14 protein-coding genes are annotated in these 14,930 nt (G+C 71.2%); 6 read left to right on the forward strand and 8 right to left on the reverse strand.

The features are described 5' to 3' along the window. From Pta02_RS39890 to gsmA, 3 genes are all read right to left on the reverse strand, one after another. The coding region (locus tag Pta02_RS39890) for a HAMP domain-containing protein (RefSeq protein ID WP_203880248.1) at positions 1-943 on the reverse strand (943 nt) is incomplete at its 3' end. A 152-nt stretch (positions 944-1,095) separates the two neighbouring features. Then, positions 1,096-3,525 (reverse strand): putative bifunctional diguanylate cyclase/phosphodiesterase, encoded by a 2,430-nt coding sequence (locus tag Pta02_RS39895; protein WP_203880249.1) that lies wholly within the window; start codon positions 3,523-3,525, stop codon positions 1,096-1,098. A 20-nt stretch (positions 3,526-3,545) separates the two neighbouring features. Continuing rightward, the gene (gene gsmA / locus Pta02_RS39900; RefSeq protein ID WP_203880250.1) at positions 3,546-4,493 is read right to left on the reverse strand and encodes a sporangiospore maturation cell wall hydrolase GsmA; all 948 of its coding nucleotides are present in this window, start codon (positions 4,491-4,493) and stop codon (positions 3,546-3,548) included. 209 nt (positions 4,494-4,702) lie between these two features. On the opposite strand from gsmA, the gene Pta02_RS39905 reads away from it, so the two are divergent. From Pta02_RS39905 to Pta02_RS39915, 3 genes are all read left to right on the forward strand, one after another. After that, positions 4,703-5,788 carry a sensor histidine kinase gene (locus tag Pta02_RS39905; protein WP_203880251.1) on the forward strand — a complete coding sequence of 362 codons (1,086 nt, stop codon included), beginning with the start codon at positions 4,703-4,705 and terminating at the stop codon, positions 5,786-5,788. After that, positions 5,785-6,504: a response regulator transcription factor gene (locus Pta02_RS39910; protein WP_203880252.1), complete on the forward strand. Its 720-nt coding sequence runs from the start codon at positions 5,785-5,787 to the stop codon at positions 6,502-6,504. Before Pta02_RS39905 ends, Pta02_RS39910 begins: the two co-directional genes overlap by 4 nt. Before the next feature lie 205 nt (positions 6,505-6,709). Next, a complete protein-coding gene (locus Pta02_RS39915; protein ID WP_203880253.1) occupies positions 6,710-7,678 on the forward strand; it encodes a matrixin family metalloprotease in 969 nt (322 codons plus the stop codon). 10 nt (positions 7,679-7,688) lie between these two features. Here the strand turns inward: Pta02_RS39915 and Pta02_RS39920 are convergent, their stop codons facing one another. The 5 genes from Pta02_RS39920 to Pta02_RS39940 are packed head-to-tail and all read right to left on the reverse strand — an operon-like array spanning position 7,689 to position 13,077. Continuing rightward, positions 7,689-9,740, reverse strand: a complete 2,052-nt coding sequence (locus Pta02_RS39920) for an ATP-binding protein (RefSeq protein ID WP_203880254.1) — start codon at positions 9,738-9,740, stop codon at positions 7,689-7,691. After that, entirely contained in the window at positions 9,737-11,239 is a 1,503-nt protein-coding gene (locus tag Pta02_RS39925) for a glycosyltransferase family 2 protein (protein ID WP_203880255.1), read from the reverse strand. The genes Pta02_RS39920 and Pta02_RS39925 overlap by 4 nt, the downstream gene beginning before the upstream one ends. Next, positions 11,236-12,339: a HEAT repeat domain-containing protein gene (locus tag Pta02_RS39930; protein WP_203880256.1), complete on the reverse strand. Its 1,104-nt coding sequence runs from the start codon at positions 12,337-12,339 to the stop codon at positions 11,236-11,238. The genes Pta02_RS39925 and Pta02_RS39930 overlap by 4 nt, the downstream gene beginning before the upstream one ends. Next, positions 12,336-12,710, reverse strand: a complete 375-nt coding sequence (locus Pta02_RS39935) for a response regulator transcription factor (protein ID WP_203880257.1) — start codon at positions 12,708-12,710, stop codon at positions 12,336-12,338. The genes Pta02_RS39930 and Pta02_RS39935 overlap by 4 nt, the downstream gene beginning before the upstream one ends. A 4-nt stretch (positions 12,711-12,714) precedes the next feature. After that, on the reverse strand, positions 12,715-13,077 hold the full coding sequence (locus Pta02_RS39940; protein ID WP_203880258.1) for a response regulator: 363 nt from the start codon (positions 13,075-13,077) through the stop codon (positions 12,715-12,717). 295 nt (positions 13,078-13,372) lie between these two features. Here Pta02_RS39940 and Pta02_RS39945 point away from each other — a divergent pair, with 295 nt between their 5' ends. From Pta02_RS39945 to Pta02_RS39955, 3 genes are all read left to right on the forward strand, one after another. After that, positions 13,373-13,567, forward strand: coding sequence for a hypothetical protein (locus Pta02_RS39945; RefSeq protein WP_203880259.1), 195 nt, complete (start codon positions 13,373-13,375; stop codon positions 13,565-13,567). A gap of 40 nt (positions 13,568-13,607) precedes the next feature. Continuing rightward, the gene (locus Pta02_RS39950) at positions 13,608-14,081 is read left to right on the forward strand and encodes an ATP-binding protein (protein WP_239131588.1); all 474 of its coding nucleotides are present in this window, start codon (positions 13,608-13,610) and stop codon (positions 14,079-14,081) included. A gap of 126 nt (positions 14,082-14,207) precedes the next feature. Next, positions 14,208-14,930: MCP four helix bundle domain-containing protein (locus tag Pta02_RS39955; RefSeq protein WP_203880260.1), on the forward strand; the 723-nt coding region annotated here is incomplete at its 3' end.

Here is a 14,930-nt window from a genome sequence, read left to right on the forward strand (position 1 = left end):
CGCCGGAGGCCACGGTGTCGACGTTGCGGGAGACCTCGTCGGCGGCCGCGGTCACGATCCCGGCCTGCGCGCTGGTCTCCTCGGCGGTGGAGGCGATCTGCGTGCTGGTGGCGGTCAGCTCCTCGGCCGCGCCGGCCAGGGAGGTCGACGATCCGTCGATGGTGCGCACCGTGGTCTGCATCGCCTCGGCGGCCTGGTTCAGGGCGCCGGCCATCTGGCCCAGCTCGTCCTTGCTGCGCACGGGGGCGCGGCCGGTCAGGTCGCCGGCGGCCATCCTGGTGAGCACCCCGGCCACCGTGCGGACGGGGCCGACGACCGCCTTGGTGAGGACCACGGCGTTGAGCAGGCTCCAGACGGTCCCCAGGACCAGCACGAGGACGACGAGGAACCGGGCGGAGTCCACGGTCTCGTTGAACTGGGTGCTGGCGGTCAGCTGCTCCCGGGCGCCCTTCAGGGCGGCGTCCAGCTCCGTCTCGTAGGCCTTGCGCAGGTCGCGGTTGGGGCCCAGGGCGGCCCGGGTCGCGGCCTCCTTGTCTGTGGCGTAGCCGGTGAACTCGGCGGCCACGGCCTCCTGCCAGGCCCCGATCCCCTCGGCGATCTCGTCCACCTGGGCGGCCTGGGCCGGGGAGGCGGCCGTGGTGCGCGCCGCGCCGAGGTTCTCCTCGATCAGCGCGAACCGCTTCACGAACTCGTCGCTGAACTTCTCGTCACCGCTGATCAGGAAGCCCCGCTCGTCGACGGCGGCCGCCTTGGCGGTCGTCGCGACCTGCTGCAGGGAGGAGATGAACGGGACGGCCCGGTCCAGCTGCCGGTGGTGTTCGTCCTGCAGCGCGCCGATCTTCAGCAGGCCGGTCACACCGGTCGCCACGCCCGCCAGCAACATGACGGCCACCACGATGAAGATCTTCGTCTTGACCGTGCGGTCGATCAGCAACCGCCGCATCTCCCCGTCCCTTCCAGGTCTGTTCCCTCGTCGCACCGCCCCCGGGCGGTGTCCGTGACATGTTCGTCGGCCCCCTCATCGGCACGTGCGCGCCGTACATGAGCCGGTGGATCGCCGCCCCCCGCGCCGCCGTACGGTCCGCGCGACCGGGGTCAGCCGGCCAGCTGCTCTCCCTCGATCAGTTCGAGGTGGGAGTAGGGGTTCGCGGGGCGGCCGGTCCCCGCGCCGGCGGCCAGCAGCCGGTTCAGCTCCCCGGCCGGGACCGGCTTGCTGAACAGGTAGCCCTGGCCCAGTGGGCAGCGCATGTCCCGCAGGAACTCCTCCTGCTCGCTGGTCTCCACCTTCTCCGCGATGGCGGGCAGGTCCAGGCTCTCGCAGAGGCTCAGGATCGCCTTGGTGAAGGCGTGCCGCTGGCGGGAGGCCGCGTCGGTGCCGCGGTCGAGCGTGGTGAAGGCGCCGTCGATCTTGATGACGTCCACCGGCAGGTGCTGGAGGTAGGCCAGAGAGGAGTAGCCGGTCCCGAAGTCGTCGATGGCGATGCGCACGCCGTGCAGGCGCAGCTCGGACAGGTAGCCGGTGACCCGGGCGGTCTCCTCGCGCCCCGTGGCCAGCAGCGCGGTCTCGGTGATCTCCAGCACGAGCGCCTCGCCGGGCAGGCCGCTGTCCTCCAGCGCCGCCAGGACCGTGGAGACGAACTCCCGCCGGCGCAGCTGGCGCCCGGAGACGTTGACGGTGACCGAGACGCCGTAGCGCTCGTACCAGCGCACCGCGTCGAAGCAGGCCCGGCGCAGCACGTGCGCGCCGATCGGCACGATCAGGCCCGTCTCCTCGGCGGTCGGGATGAACTCGTCCGGAGGCACCACGCCCTCCGGCGACTGCCAGCGCAGCAGCGTCTCCACGGCCTGGATCCTGCCGGTGGCCAGGTCGACCACGGGCTGGTAGTTCAGGACGAACTCCTCCTTCTCCAGGGCGCGGCGCAGGCCCTCGGTCACCCGCGCCTGGCCGAGCTGCTCGACGCGCAGCCCGTGGTGGAAGACGCTGATCTGGTTCTTGCCGCCGGACTTGGCCGCGTACAGGGCCAGGTCGGCGTCCCGCAGCACGTCCTGGGCCTCCGACACCTCGGTGATCATGTACAGGCCCACGCTGGTGGTGACGTGGAAGGAGTGCTGGCCCACGACGAAGGCCTGGGCGACCGCCTCGACGACCCGCTCGGCTGCCTCGACCGCCTGCCCGGCGGTCGTGTTCTCCATCAGGACGGCGAACTCGTCGCCGCCGAGCCGGGCCAGGGTGTCGTCCTCGCGCAGGATCCCCCGCAGCCGCTGACCCGCCTGGATGAGCAGCTGGTCGCCGGCCGGGTGACCGTAGGTGTCGTTGATGGCCTTGAAGCCGTCGAGGTCGAGCATGAGCAGGGCGGCGGTGTCGCCGTGCCGCTGCGTCACCTGCTCCAGCCGGTCCTGGAACAGCGCCCTGTTGCCCAGGCCGGTCAGGTGGTCGTGCATCGCCCGGTGGCTGAGCAGGCTCTGCAGCGCCTGCTGCTCGTCCAGGGCGCGCGACAGCTCGGCGGCCTGCTCGTCCAGGAGCCGGGCGCGCCGGTCGGCCGTGTTGCTGTTGCTGATCAGCCGGAAGACCAGGAAGGCCATCAGCGCGGCGAAGAGGCTCAGCGGCACCGCGAAGTCGGAGGTGTCCACCAGCGACCCCGCATCGAAGTTGAGCATCAGGGAGAACGGGCCCGCGCACGCCATCAGCAGGAAGATGAGGCTGCGCGCGGTGGTCAGGCGGGCGGCGGGGACCTGCCCGGCCCGGGCCGTCGACGGGTGCAGCGCCGCCACCGCCATCAGGACGAACCACACCAGCCAGCCCGCGTTGCCGAGCAGGCCGTAGCTCCAGCTCTCACCGCGCTGGAGCATCAGGGCGTAGGCCACGTCACCGAAGGTCATGCCGGCGAAGGCGAGACCGACCAGGGCGTAGGAGTGGTTGCGCAGGCCGTGGGTGAACCACAGCCGCAGCGCCATGAACGCCACGGCCGTGTCGGCCAGCGGGTAGGTCGACGCCATGAGCAGTTCCCTGCCCGTCAGCGCCCGGAGCCCGCCGTAGGGGTTGAAGGTCACCGTCCAGTACACGAAGGCCAGGCCCAGCACCACGACCATCGCGTCCAGCATCACCGCGAGGTTCCCGCCGCGGATCGCGTTGCCGGGCAGTTTCATCAGGCCGGCCACCAGCAGCGGGTACGCCGCCAGGTACGCCATGTCGATCAGCGGGGGGACCTGGCCGCCCTCGGCTGTGAAGTACCAGACGGTCCACAGCAGGTCGGAGCCCGCCCACACGGCCATGCCGGCCGCCAGCAGCCACCAGGCGGCGGGTACGGCCGGCCGGCGGGTACGGACCGCGGCGATCATCACGATCGCCGAGACGGTCTGCAGAGCAGAACGGATGCCCACCCCCGCGTCGCCGGACACGAACAGCCCGACGGCGGCGACCGCGAGGCCGAGCACGGCCAGGCCCGCCCAGAGCCGGGCAGCCGCGCTCGTCCGGCGCCGCCGGTGTCCGGTGGGGAGCTCCCGGGACGAGAGGTCTGGCTGCATCGTCTTCTCCCGTGTGGAGGTCATCTGTCGTAGCGGTACAGGTCGTACGAGCGCATGAGCTCGATGAGCTTGGCGGGGTAGGCGGGGTCGGTGGCGTACCCCGCCTTGGCGATCTCCCTGGCGAAGCGGTCGGGGTCGGCGGTGTGGGAGAACGCCGCCCGGTACCGGCTGCCGGAGGCCAGGAAACTCCCGTGGTCCTTGAAGGAGTCGGCAGGGGAGCGGTAGGTCCGGAACAGCGCCGTGGTCCGGTGGCAGCCGCCGGAGTCGCACTCGGTCGTGGGGTGGCGGCGGCAGCCCGACGCGTAGGGGCCGTGACCGGCCGGGGAGCACTTGATGCCGAAGTAGTTGCGGCCGGAGACGGCCAGATCGCTGCGGCCCCAGCCGGACTCCAAAATCGCCTGGGCCAGGGTCACCGAGGCGGGTACACGCGTCTCCTGCCGGCTGAGCCGCGCCGAGGGGCCGACCTGCGCGAGGAACTGCGCCGGAGATGCGGGGGCGGGTGCGGGGGCCGGGGACGCGGCCGGGGCGGGGAGCGCGGGGGCGCACCGGGCGACGGCGGAGGGGCGCACGACGTAGGCGTCGGACACGTAGCCGCCGGAGGCCATGCGCAGCCAGGCGGTGGTGGTCCTGACCCTGCCCTTGACCTTCTGCCCGGAGACGCGGCACTGGACGCGGAAACGGGTGCCGTCGCGGATGGTGTGCAGCCGGCCCGAGGCGTTGGTGGGGGAGCGGCGGACGCTGAGGGCGCCGCCGCCGGTGCGCGCGCGGACCGTGACGGGGGCCGCGGAGGCGGCGAGGGCGGTGAGGGGAGAGGTGGCGGCCGTGACGGCGGCGGGGGTCCGGAGCCCGCCGGCGGCGGCCTGCGCCGTGCCGGGGAGGATCCCCACGTCCGCGACCAGGCAGGAGAAGGTCACGGCACCGGCGATGAGCAGGGAGTTCATCGCTCGGGTCGGGGTGGGCTCGGACATGATTTCGACGGTGCGTCACGGTTGATGCACTCTCGGTTGCCCGGCGGGTGCAGATTCGTTGCCTGCCAGGCCATGGCAAGTGAAAGCCTCGGTCACAACCACATGAACAGGGTTGATAACGTTCTGTTTGGGGTGAATCGCTATATGTGACGAAGCTTCAAGGTTCTGGGGAGGGCCAGGGGGCACGGGGGAATCAGGTGGGGGGCACCATGCTGAACAGCGGCGATCATGTTGATCACGCATACTCGTCCTCACCCGACGCCTCGGACGCGACGCGGGCGATCCTCGGTCTCCTGCGGGAACGGCTGCGTGCCGCCGACGACTCCGGCGCGGCCGGAGCGGAGGAGACCCTCCTGTCCGGGCTGCGTAGCGTGCCCGGAATCCTGCACGCCGACCTGCGGGCCGCGGACTCCACCTCGCCGCCGGATACCGAGCGCTTCTGGCCCGCCGGTCCCGGCCGGCTGCTCGTGGTGACGCTGGAACGCGGCTACGACGGCAGCATGGTCATGGAGGCGCTGGCCTGCCTGGCCGCGGCGCTGGAGGCGATCTGGCACCGGGACGCCGAGTCCCGCGCCGGATCCGTCCCCGAGGACTTCGCACTGACCAAGGCGAAGACGGAGTTCATCGGCACGGTCGTCCACGACCTGGCCACTCCCATCACGCCGATCCTGGCCTACGCCGGCCTGCTGGCCGACCCGGACACCGGGCCGCTCAGCCCCGAGCAGCGCGAGTTCGTGAAAGTGATCGAGCGCAACGCGGTACGGCTGTCCGACCTGCTCAACGACCTGCCGCTGCTGGCCGACCCCGCCACGCCGGAGCTGGAGATGCGGCGGGAGCGGGTGGACCCGATGGAGCTCATCCGCGACATGGTCACCCAGGTCAGGCCCGGTGCCCTGCACGCCGGGATCACCCTGCGCTACCAGGCCCGTCCCGGGCCCGCCCTGAGCTGCAACGCGATCCGCGTCCGCCGCATGCTCGACATCCTGCTGACAGCGGCGATCACCCGCTCCTCACCCGGGGACTCCGTCATGGTCGAGGCCCGCCCCACCGTCGACGGCTGGTCCATCGACATCGACTGCCGACCCGGCGGTGACAGCACCGGCGCCGGCGCCGGTCAGGAGGAACGCACCGGGCAGCCCGCGGGGGAGCAGTCCTGGCCGCGGATCGGCATGGCCAGGGCCATCGCCGGCATGCACGGCGGCACGCTGCACATCACCGACGAGGGGACGAAGGGATCGGTGATCAGGGTGGAGCTGCCCTGGGAACCGGTCCGCGACCGGAGGGAAGCACCTTGAGCAAGCTGCTGGTCGTCGAAGACGATGCCGACACGCTGACGGCCATCCAGGTACTCCTCGGCCACGGCGGCCATGAGGTCATCCCCGCCACCGACGGCCGCAGCGGGCTGCGGCTGCTGCACGAGACCAAGCCGGACGTGCTGATCCTCGACATCGGCCTGCCCGTCATGGACGGCTGGCAGGTGCTCGAACGGGTCAGGGACATCAGCGACCTGCCCATCCTGATCCTCACCGGCCGGGGCCAGGAGCGGGAGAAGGTGCGGGGCCTGCGCGCAGGCGCCGACGACTATCTCGTCAAGCCGTTCTCCCGGGCCGAACTCACCGCCCGGGTCGAGGCGCTGCTGCGCCGCTCGGGCGCGGCGACCTGGGCCGAGGACATCTACGACGACGGGGTCGTACGGGTGGAGCCCTCGACCCGCTCGGTCTTCGTCGAGGGTCAGGACGTCCACCTGACGCCGACCGAGTTCCGCCTGCTCAACACGCTCGTACGGCACGCCGGCAACGTTCTCAGCTCATCCCAGCTGCTGTCCCTGGTGTGGGACGACCCGACCGGGCTGAGCCCCGAACGGGTGAAGTTCGCGGTCCTGCGCCTGCGCCGCCGGATCGGCGCCGACGCCTCCAGCTCTCCCATCGAGGCGGTCCGCGGTGTGGGGTACCGCTACCGCCCCCCGGCCCAGCGCCAAGGCGGACGTAACGCCGTCTCCGCCCGGCGCTGACCTCCGATTCCCTCGCCCGGCGCGACCCGCTCCGGGACCTCACACGGCGTTCACCGCCCGGCCGCGGCCCCGCGACCGGGCGCGCAAACCTCAACTCCGGATTCCGGCTGCCGATTCTCCCCTAGAGGGACGGCCGCCGAGCTGCCCCTTCCCGGACCGGCGACGCTCTCTCGCCAGGCGGGCGAGGTGAACGAGGAGTTGCAGGGTGAGGAGTCGCTTCGGCCGGGTGTTCCCGGTTGCTCTGTCGGGATTCGCAGCCTCCGCCGTACTGGTCACGTCGGTGACCTGGAGCGTCGATGAGCTGCTGCCCGGCGCCGCGGCCTCTCCTGCCGGCGCCGCGACGGTCGCGGCGCTCGCGGCCGGTACCACCGCGACGCCCGACGGGCTGAGGGTGACGGTGGACGCCGTCTACCCCGACGGCCACACCGAGTCCTGGTCCGAGCACGCCGAGCACGCCGAGCCCGCCGAGGCCACGGCTCTGAAGGCCAAGAAGACCAGCAAGAGCTCCTGGAGCACGAACAAGACCGCCGGCAAGGCGACGAAGTCGACGGCCCTGGCCGCCACGGCCTCGCGCGCGCAGTGCCGCGACAGCGCCTACACGCTCGCCGGCTGGCGGGTCAACGGGAACCTGCGCTGGTACTACAACGCCTCCGGCGCCCCCTCCACGGTCTCGCGCACGGCGCTGACCTCGATCAGGGCCGCGGCGCAGACGCTCGTCGGCGCCCAGAACCAGTGCGGCCTGCGCGCCCCGTTCAAGGTGGCCCAGCAGTACCGGGGCGCCACCAAGCTCGTGCCCGCGGTCACCGCCACCTCCAAGTCCACCTCCTGCGGCAAGAACGACAACTACAGCGCGGTCGGCTGGAAGCGCATGACCACCACCGCCCTGGCGGTCACCTGCACCTGGTGGACCAGCGACCGCAAGGTCGTCTCCGCCGACATCGCCATCAACAGCAGGTACCGCTGGTTCACCTCCAAGCCCGCCCGCTGCTCGTCCACCTTCGACCTGCGCTCGGTGCTGACCCACGAGTGGGGCCACGCCTACGGCCTGAACCACGTGTCGCCCACGACGCACGGCACCCAGGTCATGGCCTCCACCATCAAGGCCTGCGCCTCGCTCAACACCCTCGGCGCCGGCGACTACACCGCCATGCGCAAGCTGTACGGCGTGCGCTGACCCGGCGGCCTCAGCCCCCGCTCCCGTCGGAGCCCGCCCTCCCCGCCCGGTCGGCGGTGCACGCCGGGATCCGCATCGTCACCGTCGTCCCCTCTCCCTCCGCCGACTGCAGGTCGAAGGTGCCGGAGTGGTTGGCCACGATGCTGCGCACGATGGACAGCCCGAGCCCGGTGCCGGGGATCGACAGCTCGGTGGCGTTGGAGGCGCGGAAGAAGCGGGTGGACAGCCGTGACATCTCCTCCTTCGGGATGCCGATCCCGGTGTCGGCGATGCGGACCACCGCGTGCCGGTCCTCCACGACGACCTCCACCCGCACGTTCCCGCCGGAACGGGTGAACTTCACCGCGTTGGACAGCAGGTTGACCATCGCCCGGTCGAGCTGGTTGGAGTCCCCCTCGACCATGATCGCTCCACTGTCGCACTCGAAGGCCACCTCCACCCCCGCCTTCGCGGCGGCGGGCCGCATCGAGGTGACGGCCCCGTCGACGACCGCGCACAGGTCCGTCTGCTGACGGACCGTGCGGAAGGCCCCCGACTCGATGCGCGAGAGCGTCAGCAGGTCCTCGATGAGCAGGCGCAGGCGCTGGGTGTTGCGCTCGATCGCGTCGAGCATGCGGTCCTGGGCGGGGTTGACCTCGCCCGCCTCCTCGTCGCGCAGGATCTCCAGGTACCCGGCGATGCTGGTCAGCGGTGAGCGCAGCTCGTGGGAGACGGTCGACATGAAGTCGGTCTTGGCCGAGTCCAGGGCCCGCAGCTCCTCCACCAGCTCCCGCTCCCGGGTGTACAGGCGCGCCTGGTCCAGGCCGCGGCCCAGGTCGGTCCCCACGACCTTGACCGCCTCGATCTCGTCGATGCTCCACGCCCCCCTGGCGACGGGACGCGTGAGCAGGATGCCGCCCAGCACCTGCTTGCCCACCCCGAAGGGGACGAGCAGGAACTCCATGTCGCCGAGTTCCTCCAGCGCCCGCGCGGCGGCCCCGGGGACGTGGCCGGGCGGGTCCTGGGTGCGCCCGGACGGGGTCCGGTCCTGCAGGTACAGCTGCTCGACCGACGCGGCGGGGACGTAGGGAAAGCGCGTGCCATCCTTGATGACCTGCCCGTTCGACCACTCCATGTCGGCCGGGCCGATCATGCCGTCATGGATGAGCTGGACGAACACCCGGTCGGCGGGGAGCTTGGACCCCAGGGCTGCCACCGCCTCGCGCAGGACGGACTCGGCGTCGAGGGTCTGGCGGATGCGCGCGGCGGTCTCGTGCGCCACCTTGGCCAGGCGGGCGCGTTCGCGCTCCGCGGCGCGCAACCGGTCGCTCTCGTCGGCCAGCATGTTGATCGCGCCGCCCAGCCGCTGGATCTCGGCCGGCCCGGCCAGCGACTGCGGCACCCGTGCCTGATGCTCGCCCACGGCCAGGCGCCCCAGGGTGCCTCCCATGGCCGACAGGGGCGGCACCAGCGCCCGGTAGGTGCGCACCGAGGTGATGAGGGCCGCCGCCCCGGCGATCAGGGCGAAGGCGACGACCGTGATCATCCCCCACAGGCGGTTGCGGTCGCTCTGCTGGTCCAGCGCGACGGTCCTGCGCGTGAGCTGGGCCTCCAGGGCGTCGTGGGCGCGCAGGATCTCCTCATAGCGCAGCCGGCTGCCCTCGGCGTACTGCGGGACCTGGGGCTCTCCCGGCTTCAGCTGTTCCGCCTGGGAGGCGTACGCGAACCAGGCCACGACCTTGGTCTCGAGGTCCTGGATCAGCCTGCGCTCCTCGGGACGCTCATCCCGCGCCAGGAGGGCGTCCAGGTACGGCCGATAGGTCGCGCGCGCCTCCAGATAGGTGGTCTTGGGCTGGTCGTAGAACAGGTAGTTGCGCAGACCCCGGGTGGCGTCGCCCATCGTCGAGCGCAGCTTGAGGTTGTTCAGCCGCAGGGGGAGGTTGTGGTCGATGAGCTGGTTGAGCGCGTCGCCCTGCCGTACCGACTCCACCGTCGCCACGGCCCCCGACAACAGGACGAGAGCGACGAGCAGCCCGAAGGCACGGCGTAGGACGCTTGCGACGCTGCGCTTCAGCCACGTCATCCCCTGTTTCCCCCCGTGGACCGTCCTGGCGTCGAGAACCCCTCTCGCGTCATTACCCCCCAGACCTGCTTCGTACGGCGAAGCGCAGCAAAGATGCCCTGCAAACCCCACCAGGCGTTGAACTGCCGATACCCGAAATTCTCGGCGACCGACGCCACCGCGGCGACGCCCAGGTCCCGCCAGCTGTTGTAGCGGCGGAATGCGTATTCCTCCACGGCCAGCGCCACGAAACCGACGAGGACCGCGTAGCCGTAGGAGGCCAGCAGCAGCGCGAGGGCGAAGGGCACGTTGATGGCGTCGGCCCACAGCGCGATCGGGACCAGGGCCAGCCCGCCCAGGTTCACCACCGGCGCGAGCAGCTCGAACAGGACGAAGTACGGCAGGGTCAGCAGCCCCACCCGCCCGTACCGGGGATTGGCGATCATCCCGCGGTGCTTCCACAGCAGCTCGGCCAGCCCGCGCGACCAGCGCCGCCGCTGCCGGGCCAGCACGGCCCTGGAGGACGGCGCCTCGGTCCAGGAGACCGGCTCGGAGACGAACACGATCCGGTAGTCGCGCTTCGCGTCGCGCAGGTACCGGTGGAGCCGGGTGACCAGTTCGGCGTCCTCGCCGATGGAGTCGGGGTCCAGGCCGCCGACCTCGGCGAGCACGTCCCGCCGGAACAGCCCGAACGCGCCGGAGATGATGAGCAGGCCGCCGATGCGCGACCAGCCGGTACGGCCCAGCAGGAAAGCCCGCAGATACTCCAGCACCTGGATGCGCACCAGCCAGCGGCGCGGCATGCGCACCCGCGTGACCCGCCCGCCCACGACGTCGCAGTCGTTGACGATCCGCACGACCCCGCCGGTGGCCACCACGTTCAGCGGGTCGTCGGCGAACGGCCTGGCCACCAGCAACAGGGCCGAGGGGTCCAGCAGGGAGTCGGCGTCCACCATGCACACCAGCGGGTGCCGGGCGAAGTTGATGCCCACGTTCAGCGCGTCGGCCCGGCCGCTGTTGGTCTTGCGGATCACCAGCAGCGGTGTCGAGCCGTTGGCGGGCACGTGCGTGGAGACCACCGTGCCGCGGATCGGGATGTCGTCGGGGACCACCCGGGGCAGCTCCACCAGGTCGTGCTCCTCGCGCAGCCGCTCGAACGTCCCGTCCTTCGAACCGTCGTCGACGACGATGACCTCGAAGGTCGGATAGCGCATCGACAACATCGAGCGCACGGCCTCGGCGATGCCCGCCTCCTCGTTGTAGGCAGGCATGATCACGCTGACCGGAGGGGTCAGCGGGTTGGCGTAGATGTCCTCCTGGCTGAAGAAACGCGACTTGCGGTGGCTGTCGACGGCGTCCCAGGTCGCCAGGAAGATGAGCATCAGGTAACTGGTGTTGATCGCCACCGAGTAGACCAGGAGGATGGCGCTGATCATCGCCAGCGTCCACTGCGCGCCGGTCCGGACCGCGTCCAGGATCTCACCGGCGAGGAGGTCCGCGACGGCCGCGGCCGCGCTCACCGGGCCGCGGGTGCCGGCAGCCTCGGCAGACGGCCGGCCTGAAGGTCCTGGATGGCGAGGGCCTCCCACGCGTGGGAGGCGGCGGGCGTGCCCGCCCGCTCGGCGACCGTCTCGGTCAGGGCCGCCGTCGCGGGTTTGCCCAGGCGTGCCAGGGAGCGGGCGGCGTTGTGCGCGACGTGGTAGTGGGAGTCGGCCAGGAGCTGCTGCAGCGTCGGCACGGCCCGGGGCGAGCCGAGGTCGCCCAGCGCGGAGGCGGCCTCGACCCGCACGGCGTGGGGGTGGTCGGGCCCGGTGGCGTGGATGAGCGCGTCCAGGCACACGGGCGTGCCCAGCCGGCCGAGCGCGCGGGCCGCGCGCACCCGGACGTCGGCCGAGGAATCCCCGGCCAGCACGTCGACCAGGGCCCTGGCGTTCTCCACGGCCCCGGTGAGCCCGAGCACCTCGACGGCGACGGCCCGTTTCGCGGGGTCGCCGTCGGACAGCGTCTCCACCAGTGCGGGACGGGCCTTCGGGCCGAGCCGGATCAACGCCTGGGCCACCAGCTGGAAGGGCACCCGGCCACCGGTCATCGAGGAGATGATCGGGCCGGCCGCCCCGGCCGCGCCGACCTGTCCCAGGCCCCGCACGGCCGCCGCCCGGACCTCGGGGTTGCGGTCCGACAGCATCCGGACCAGGGGGAAGGCCGCCTCGGCATGGCCCAGCAGGCCCAGCACGTGGGCCGCGACGGCCCGCCGTACCGCGCTGAGGCCCGACAGGTCGCGCGACGCGGTGCGGGCGAGGCCGCGCTGCTCCAGCAGCCGGACCAGCGCGACGCGGGCGTTCCCGCTGACCTTGCCGAGCATGGAGATCGCACTGGGCTCCACCGCGCGCCAGACGCGCTCGTCGAGGGCCGCCAGCAGGAGCAGCGGCTCGCTGATCTCATCGCCGCCGTCGCCGCCGATGAGCTCCATCAGCAGAGGCCGGACGTCGGCCGACAACCGGGCGTCGCGGCGCTCCCGTTGGCGGTTCAGCGCCCGGCCCGTGACGATGACCAGGCCCAGCAGGACCACCGCGACGGCCAGGACGGCGATCGAGAGTGAGACGAGCTGGGCGGTGTTCAAGCGCGGGTCCTGGCCAGCACCGAGTGCACACGGTCGGCCAGCACCCGCGGGCTGAACGGCTTGACGATGTAGTCGTCGGCCCCGGCGGTCAGCCCCGTCTCCACGTCGCTCTCCTGGGCGCGCGCGGTGAGCAGGATGATCGGCAGACCGGCGGTCTCCGGATCCTGCCGCAGCGCCCTGCAGACGTCGATGCCCGACATGCCGGGCATCATGACGTCCAGCAGGACGATCTCGGGGGACTGTTCGTGGGCCAGTTTCAGGGCCGACAGGCCGTCGCCCACCGCGATGACGGCGTGGCCGGTCTGCTCAAGCTTGAAGATGATGAGGTCCCGGATGTCGGCGTCGTCTTCTGCGACGAGAACAGTGGCCATCGCGTCACTCCACCTCCCACAGTGAGTCCACGGCTTTCTTGACGTCGGCGCGCCGGAACGGCTTGGGGAGTACGGCGTCGGCGTTGATGTCCAGGAGATCCTCCATGTCCAGAACCGAGGTGACGACGATCCTGCAGTTGCGGGTCCGGGGGTCGGCGCGCAGCGCCCGCGACACCTCGCGGCCGTCGACTCCGGGCAGCCGGATGTCCAGGACCACCAGGTCCGGAGGGTCGTTGACGGCCAGGGTCAGCCCGAGCTCGCCGGTGGTGGCGGTCCGTACCTGACACCCCAGCCCGTCGAGGTGACGTTTCAGAAGATCGAGGACGTCCTGCTCATCTTCGATCACGAGCACCCGAGGCTGCGCCACCGCCCACCATCCGATCTCCACCCCTGATCGGGATCGCCTCTGAGGAGATCCGGACCCCCATGCCCGGACACCCCGTTTCGGAATGTTACCAACCGAATCCGATGCGTGTTCATTCGGCGCGCATGGGCGATCGCTCCTGAAAAGCACCCGAGCGGCAACTTCAGTCGCGCTCGCGATTGCCGAATGTCGGAGTGGCGAGCTGTATCCCGAGCCCGGAACGCCGTGGGCCCGCGGGTTCGATCGCCGAGTCAAGGGATTGACACCAGATTTCTCAACGGATTGAGGAGACACCGCTATGACGGATTTCGACGTGATCGCCCAGAGGGTCGATCCGCGCTGGATACGCGATCTGCGCGCGTTCGCGCTGCAGTATGAGGAAGAGCGCCACAAGGTGCGCTCCTCCTGGATTCCGGACTCGGTTGACGACGAGACGTGGTTCGAGCTTTACCTCATGGCCACCGCCGTCGAACAGGACATCGCCCTCATCTGAGGCGTGATCACCCATGCCTGATGACAACGACCGTGTCCTGATGACACGCATCTCCCCGGACCCCGGCGCGGGTCCCATGGCGTTGCTGAGCAGTCGCCGTTTCGCGGGCCGTCCCGAGCAGGTCCGTCATGCCAGGCGTTTCGTGGAACTGGCCGTGGGCGAGTGCTCCGCGGCCGAGTACGCGGTTCTGCTCACCTCCGAGCTCGCCAGCAACGCCGTACGGCACACCGAGAGCGGCAACGGCGGCTCCTTCGAGGTCAGCGTGTATCTCGGCGACTCCCGTCTGCGGGTGGAGGTGGCCGACGAGGGCAGTGCGCGCACGACCCCCCAGCCGCGGCTGATCGACCTCGACGAGGAGCAGGTCCCGGGCGGCCGCGGCATGGCCATCGTGGACCTGTGCGCGGCCTGCTGGGGCCACTCCGGCGACGACTCGGGAAGGGTCGTCTGGTTCGAGCTGCCCCGCGACGGGTCCGCCGCGGGGCAGGACAGCCTCGAACTGCCGAAAGGCGCCTGAAAACGCGACGCCGCGTCCCGTCCCCGGGACGCGGCGCCTTCAGTTTCCGCTCGATCGTGCCGATGGGATCTACGGCCGCCGCGAGGCGTGCTCTGTCTGCATGCCTTGTCTACGTGAGGAACCGTGATGCACAGCCTGCGCAACCTGGGCGTCGGAAAACGCCTGGGCCTGTCGTTCTCCCTGGTGAGCCTGCTCATCGTCGTCGCCGTCGCCGTCGGCCAGTGGAGCCTGATCCGCCAGCATGACATCAACGTGCGCATGGGTCAGTTGGAGCAGGTCGAGGACGACATCCAGACCTTCGCCTACCACGTCGCCGACGTGACCGGCTGGCAGGGACTCGTGGTGGCCGACGCCGGGGTCTACGGGGGCAAGGCCGCCAGCGCGCCCGACTCGATGAACCGCGAGGGCGAGATGGAGAGCAAGAAGGCCCTGTACGAGGCGATCGACGCCACCCACGTCGAATACCTGACCGCGGCCGAGAAGGCGCAGTTCGACAAGCTCAAGCCCGCCTGGGACGCCTTCTTCGTCGAGGACGACAAGATCATGGCGCAGCTCGCCGAGGGCACCCTCGAAGCGCGGACGAAGGCGCTGGAGAACATCAACGGTGGCCCGGCCAGCGACGCGTGGGCCGTGGGCCTCGATGTCAGCCAGGCGCTGAAGCAGTCCCTCAGCCAGCGCATCACCGCCCTGGAGAAGGAGGCCGTCAGCGTCGAGGAGGGCAGCCAGCGGTTCCTGTACGGCACTCTGGCCGTGGCCCTGGCGGTGGCGGTGGCCCTGAGCCTGCTGGGCACCCGTTCGGTGGTGCGCCCGCTGGGCGTGGTGGTGGCCGGGCTGGCCCGGCTGGCCCGT

Origin of the sequence: Paraplanobispora takensis, assembly GCF_016863195.1 — a bacterium.
Lineage (GTDB): Bacteria > Actinomycetota > Actinomycetes > Streptosporangiales > Streptosporangiaceae > Planobispora > Planobispora takensis.

Coding starts and splice junctions, on each gene's coding strand:
- Pta02_RS39935 (WP_203880257.1), bottom strand. CDS start 12,710: ATGGCCACTGTTCTCGTCGCAGAAGACGACGCCGACATCCGGGACCTC.
- gsmA (WP_203880250.1), bottom strand. CDS start 4,493: ATGTCCGAGCCCACCCCGACCCGAGCGATGAACTCCCTGCTCATCGCC.
- Pta02_RS39905 (WP_203880251.1), top strand. CDS start 4,703: ATGCTGAACAGCGGCGATCATGTTGATCACGCATACTCGTCCTCACCC.
- Pta02_RS39950 (WP_239131588.1), top strand. CDS start 13,608: ATGACACGCATCTCCCCGGACCCCGGCGCGGGTCCCATGGCGTTGCTG.
- Pta02_RS39895 (WP_203880249.1), bottom strand. CDS start 3,525: ATGCAGCCAGACCTCTCGTCCCGGGAGCTCCCCACCGGACACCGGCGG.
- Pta02_RS39920 (WP_203880254.1), bottom strand. CDS start 9,740: ATGACGTGGCTGAAGCGCAGCGTCGCAAGCGTCCTACGCCGTGCCTTC.
- Pta02_RS39945 (WP_203880259.1), top strand. CDS start 13,373: ATGACGGATTTCGACGTGATCGCCCAGAGGGTCGATCCGCGCTGGATA.